The sequence below is a fragment of the Deltaproteobacteria bacterium genome (genome assembly GCA_011773515.1).
GTDB lineage: Bacteria > Desulfobacterota > Deferrimicrobia > J040 > J040 > WVXK01.
Genome location: WVXK01000111.1, coordinates 1 through 5620 on the forward strand (window position 1 = coordinate 1; position 5620 = coordinate 5620).

General features: G+C 53.2%; 6 protein-coding genes. All 6 read left to right on the top strand.

The window, feature by feature from the left end; translation table 11 throughout:
• Positions 1-27 precede the first annotated feature (27 nt).
• Entirely contained in the window at positions 28-2064 is a 2037-nt protein-coding gene (locus GTN70_11770) for a PAS domain-containing protein (GenBank protein ID NIO17636.1), read from the top strand.
• A 7-nt stretch (positions 2065-2071) separates the two neighbouring features.
• The gene (locus tag GTN70_11775; GenBank protein NIO17637.1) at positions 2072-3460 is read left to right on the top strand and encodes a response regulator; all 1389 of its coding nucleotides are present in this window, start codon (positions 2072-2074) and stop codon (positions 3458-3460) included.
• A gap of 313 nt (positions 3461-3773) precedes the next feature.
• Positions 3774-4571, top strand: a complete 798-nt coding sequence (locus GTN70_11780; GenBank protein NIO17638.1) for a response regulator — start codon at positions 3774-3776, stop codon at positions 4569-4571.
• A complete protein-coding gene (locus GTN70_11785; GenBank protein ID NIO17639.1) occupies positions 4568-4936 on the top strand; it encodes a hypothetical protein in 369 nt (122 codons plus the stop codon). Before GTN70_11780 ends, GTN70_11785 begins: the two co-directional genes overlap by 4 nt.
• Positions 4933-5205: a hypothetical protein gene (locus GTN70_11790; GenBank protein ID NIO17640.1), complete on the top strand. Its 273-nt coding sequence runs from the start codon at positions 4933-4935 to the stop codon at positions 5203-5205. Before GTN70_11785 ends, GTN70_11790 begins: the two co-directional genes overlap by 4 nt.
• 75 nt (positions 5206-5280) lie before the next feature.
• A complete protein-coding gene (locus GTN70_11795; protein NIO17641.1) occupies positions 5281-5559 on the top strand; it encodes a hypothetical protein in 279 nt (92 codons plus the stop codon).
• The last annotated feature ends 61 nt before the right edge of the window (positions 5560-5620 follow it).

Here is a 5620-nt window from a genome sequence, read left to right on the forward strand (position 1 = left end):
AGGCCATGCTCTTTCTGCACGAACCATATGCTCGTGGGAAGTGAGGGAGAGCCTGCCGCACCGGTAATATGGTGCTATGACGACATAGATGGAGGAAGGTTTTACCGCTGCGTGGACAGGGCGATCCACTGGTCCGATGGAAGGCTCGTCCGTATGTCATTGGCTCTTGATATAACCGACTTTCGGGACGCGGAGAGAAGTCTCAAAAAAACTGTGACCAAGTTGAATGAGCGTGTCAAGGAGCTGAACTGTCTCTACGCTATTTCGAAACTCCTCGAGGAGGAGCACGATTCCCTCGAGGAGGTATTTAAGGGGGTCGTTGACCTCATCCCTTCCGGTTGGCAGTACCCGGAAATTGCCTTCGCACGAATTATCTTCGGGGGGCAGGAGTTTAAAACGAAGAACTTTCAGGAGACAGTTTGGGTACAGAAGAATGAGATCTTCATCAACGGAAGGATCAGCGGAACTCTCGAGGTGGGCTATCTCGAAAAGAGACCCGAAAGAGATGAAGGCCCGTTTCTCAGGGAGGAGAGGTTGCTGTTACACAGCATCGCAGAGAAGCTGGGAAAGATAATCGAACTTGTCACAGCCCGGAATGAACTCAAACTGAGCCAGGAGCGTTACAACCTTGCCGTCGAAGGATCGTACGACGGTCTCTGGGATTGGCCGGACATAGACCAGGATGCCGAGTGGTGGTCTCCACAATGGTATGGATTGCTGGGATATGAGGATGGCGAGATAGAGGCGTCATTTTCTCATTTCAGGGCTTTGCTCCATCCGGATGATCTGGTCAGGGTGGAAGAAAACGTTCGGGCTCACTTTGAGGAGGACGTTCCCTTCGATATGGAATACCGTTTACGGACAAAGTCCGGCGAGTACCGCTGGTTCCGGGGACGGGGTAAGGTGACCCGGGAGAGCGATGCAAAGCCGGTGAGAATGTCCGGATCAATTCGCGATATTAACGATATCAAACTTGCCGAAGAGGTTCTAAAAAAGAGCAGGCAGATATTTGCTGACCTGGTGGAAAAATCGCTCACGGGCATAGTTATCATTCAGGATCATCAGGTCGTCTACACGAACCCGGAATTCGAGAAAATGACAGAACCCTTTCCTCTTTCCTATTTCATCCCGAGTTTCAAAGGTATTCATCCCGAAGACGTTGAGAAAATAAGGAGATCGTACAACAGCCTGCTCGAGGGGGAACAAAGAGAGGTGGACATAGATTTCCGGTTCTATCCCATGGGCAGTTTCGGGGACCGGAGCAAAATGAAATGGGTCCTGTGCCGGGGAAGCATTACCGAGCACGACGGGCGTCAAGCCGTCATGTTAAACATGATGGATGTTACCCGGATAAAGAATATGGAAGAGGCCATGCTTCTTCAGAGCAAGATGGCTTCCCTCGGACGGATGGCTGCAGGTATCGCCCATGAGATAAGAAATCCCCTTGCAGGAGTCAACATATACCTCGATGCCCTCGAAACGAGCTTGACAAAAGCCAGGGAACCGAAGCAGGCAAGGGAAATTATAAAAAAAATCTCTTCAACCTCCCAGAAAATAGAGGGTGTCATCAACCGGGTCATGGACTTTTCCAAACCCTCCGAGCCGAAATTAACTCTGGCAGACATTCACAAACCGATCAAGGACGCCTTGAGCCTGGCTTCGGTTTCACTGAGAAGGAGAGGTATCAGGATTCAGAAGAGCCTGGCAAAAAACATCCCTCCCTGCCTCCTTGACACAGTTCTCATGGAGCAGGTGATGCTAAACCTGATCGGGAATGCCGCAGAAGCCATGAAGGGTGTCCAGGGCGAGAGAAAAATCGGGGTGAGGTCCTTTCTTCAAGGCGAGACCATCTTCGTGGGTGTGTCCGATTCAGGGCCGGGTGTGCCGCTCCACCTCAGGGCCGAGGTATTCGACCCCTTCTTCACCACGAAGGAGAACAATGCCGGCATCGGGCTGAGCATCTGCAACAGGATCGTCACCGACCACGGTGGCTCCATCCGGGTAGGCGAGAGCATCTGGGGTGGCGCAGAATTCGTGGTGGAAATTCCCGTTGGGAAGGAATAATCCCGGCATGATTGAATATTCCATATATGTCGTCGATGACGAGGAGTCGGTCAGGGACGGGATATCGATGGTGCTCGGTGAAGACTACCGCGTGGAGACCTTTCCCATCGCCGAGGCCGCGATCGATGCCATGTCGGAGACCACTCCCGACCTGATCCTTCTCGATATCGGGCTTCCCGGTATGAGCGGGATCGACGCCCTTCGTGAGATCAAGAACTCCCACCCAGACATGCAGATAATCATCATCACCGCTTACGAGGATATCGATACGGTGATCGCAGCCATGAAACTCGGCGCTTACGATTACGTGGTCAAACCCTTGTATATGAGGGGATTGAAGGTGACCATCCAGAATGCCCTCGAAACCATCAAGCTGAGGAAAGAGGTTCAGGCGATCCAGGAAAAGTATATCGAGGACAACATCCCCTGCTTCATCAGGGAGAGCAAATCCATACAGAGCGTCATGGAGCTCATAGAGATGGTGGCAAAGAGCCCTGACACGCCCATTCTCATCACCGGAGAGACGGGCACGGGAAAGGAGCTGATCGCCAGTGCCATTCATTACCGGAGCCCCCGCTTCCGGGGACCCCTGATCACGGTGAACTGTGCGGCCATTCCCGCCGACCTCGTCGAGAGCGAGCTCTTCGGGTATGAGAAGGGGGCGTTCACCGGGGCGGTTGAATCGGGGAAAAGGGGACTGATCGAGGAGGCGGAAGACGGGACCCTCTTTCTCGACGAGGTGGGGGATTTGAGCACAGCGGCCCAGGCCAAACTGCTCCGTTTTCTCGATGAGGGTCAGTTCTACCGCGTGGGGGGGACCAAAAAATTGAGCGTCAAGACGCGGGTCATCTCTGCGACCAACAGGGATCTGGGCACCATGGTGAAGAAAGGGCGCTTCAGGAGAGACCTCTTCTACCGGCTGGCTGTGGTCGAAGTGGCGATCCCGTCGCTGAACCAGCGCCGGGAGGACATCGTTCCCCTCGCCCGGCACTTCCTGCTGGAATTCAAAGAGAAATTCGGCAAAAAGTTTTCGAGCATATCACCCGAAGCGGAAAAAGCACTCATGCAACACGACTGGATCGGCAATATCCGCGAGTTGAGAAACGTTATAGAGCGGGGTGTCCTGACCGGCTCGGGAAGAGAGCTCACCCCCGGTGCCCTCGGGCTGGTAAAAAGCGATACGCGGGAAACTCCCCGGAAAAAAAAAGAAAAAGCGGGTTACCCTCCTATCCCCCCCGGGGGCGTGGATCTTACCTCCGCCATGGAGGAGTTCGAGAAGTTCTACATGGCGGAGGCCCTGAAAAGGGCGGGAGGGCGAGAAACGGAGGCCGCGAAATTCCTCAAGATGAACTACTCTACCTTCCGGTACCGAAGACGGAAGCTGGGGATCGAGTAAATTTACTCTCGAAGACGAATACCATCTCACCTACCCTGTGCCCGAAAGCATCCGGTTCAATCCCCTCCGGGTTTTTCGAGCCACCATCGGTGACAGGGACTCTCCTGACAATTTGACCGAAAGTGGGAAATCTTCCACTAATTGCAAATTTTTCCGCCACCTCATGGTAATTTTTGCAGTTATCGATTAGGCAATGCGCGCCCTTCAGGGGACGTGCAAGTGTAAGTATCTGAATTAAAATCCCTTTATATATTTTTGTGATAAGGCATGATCCTTGTAACCTAACTGGGAAGAGGAGGGGTGTTTTCGCGATATGAAAAGACAACTCTACGAGAGGTTGAAATCCATGACCATCCTCCTCGTCGAGGATGACGAGGTTGTGCGGGATTCCCTCTGTACATCTTTTGAACAAAGGGGATGGCCGCTGATTTCCTTCGCAACCGGGGAGGAGTGCATAGAAAAGCTGGGGGGCCGGTCCTGCGACATCATTATTTCCGATTACCTGCTCCCCGAGATGGACGGCATCGAGCTCATCAGGCGCTTGGGGGATGGCTGCAAAGGGGCGGCCAAGATTCTCATCACCGCCTACGGGAACGAGAAGCTGCTCTCCGAAGCGATTGAAGCGGGTGTCGATGACGTCATCGATAAACCCTTTTCGATGAAGACACTCGAGGAATCGATATCCCGATCGATAGGGGGCAGGAGCGGGAGGCAGGCATTACAGCCGGACCGTGTGGGTCTAAGGAAGGGAAAAAGGAGGTTCACCATGCCGAAAAAAGACTTCATCATCGGCGATGTCAGGGAGATTGTCGGCGATAACATGTTCTACGTGGCGGTGAACCGCGTTGGAGAGAAAAACAGGGGTGCATACGGGGATGTGGAAATGGTGTGGATTAAAACCCTGAAAGTCAGCGAGATCGTCACCCTTTCCTGGGAGCGGGAGCAATTGACTCTGGAAAAATTGCTGAAAGGCAGGGAAGTGATGTGCGTCGTGCACTCACGCGGTGAAAACGGGGAGATAAAAGCGGATGTCTACATGAACCGGGGCCTGAAAAACAGCGATGCCCGCCCTCCCCTCTCGCCGGAGGAGCTTCCGGGAGGACCGGGATGAGAGATTTGATCGTGGGGCGCATCAAGAGCGTCATCGGTTCCGATCTCATCCAGGTGGTGGTAACCCAGGTGGTGAGGAGGAATCATCACGAGTTCGGCCCCGAGGAGATGGTACGCGTAAAAGGGCTTAAATCGGGAAATTCACGGGTTCAGGAGAAGGCGAAGGTAAATAAATTCCACGATGCCAGGTTAACAGGGAGGGGGGTGATGTGCCTCGTTCATTCCCGCGAGGCGGGGGGAAACATCCAGGCAGAGATCTACATCCTATCCGGGAATCATCCCCATGGTGAAGATGAGACGGCTCATCTCCATCTGAGTGAAAGGTCCGGAGAAATATTTATCGAAGAAGGGGGTGTATCGCAATGAACGATATCATTGGAGGTCCCGTTACGAATGTCATCGATGGAGACACCGTTGAATTGAAGGTCACCCGCATCGGAAGGATTGAGAACGGTCAGTATGCCGAGGAAGAAAGGATCCGGGTAAAGGAGATAAAGCCCTTCCTCTGGGTAGAACGAAACGACCGTGACCGGAAACCCTTCATCGAGACGATCCTGCTGGGAAGGGACGTAACCTGCCTCGTGAGTCATCGCAGTCCCGAGGGGTACATAGAGGGAGATCTGTTTTTGCTTTAGTGGCAACCGGGATTCTTGTGACTTCTTTCGACCTTTGCTCGTGCTGTGAAATCGCAGTCATGAAAGGAGGCTGAAGTGAGACAGAAGGACTTTTTAATCGGAAACGTAGGGCACGTGTTCGATGGGGAAACGTTCAAGTTGATGGTTACCCGGGTGGGCAGGAAAAATGAGAATGAATACGATGATGAGGAAAAAATTCACATTCAAAAGCTCAAGCCTGCCGATATCCTGACGTACAGGGGAACGAGGCCAAAGCCGCTTCTGGAGAGGATGCTGCTGGACAAAGAGGTGATGTGCCTGGTCCATTCCCGGGAAAAAGACGGACATATCGACGCGGATGTTTTCATCATTTAGGTTTACCAAGATCAGGATTTATGGGACCGGCACGCGCCGGCCCGCCTGATCCCCACCATCC

Excerpts from the sequence above, each read along its gene's own strand:
- GTN70_11770 (NIO17636.1), top strand. The coding sequence starts at position 28 with ATGCTCGTGGGAAGTGAGGGAGAGCCTGCCGCACCGGTAATATGGTGC.
- GTN70_11775 (NIO17637.1), top strand. The coding sequence starts at position 2,072 with ATGATTGAATATTCCATATATGTCGTCGATGACGAGGAGTCGGTCAGG.
- GTN70_11780 (NIO17638.1), top strand. The coding sequence starts at position 3,774 with ATGAAAAGACAACTCTACGAGAGGTTGAAATCCATGACCATCCTCCTC.
- GTN70_11785 (NIO17639.1), top strand. The coding sequence starts at position 4,568 with ATGAGAGATTTGATCGTGGGGCGCATCAAGAGCGTCATCGGTTCCGAT.
- GTN70_11790 (NIO17640.1), top strand. The coding sequence starts at position 4,933 with ATGAACGATATCATTGGAGGTCCCGTTACGAATGTCATCGATGGAGAC.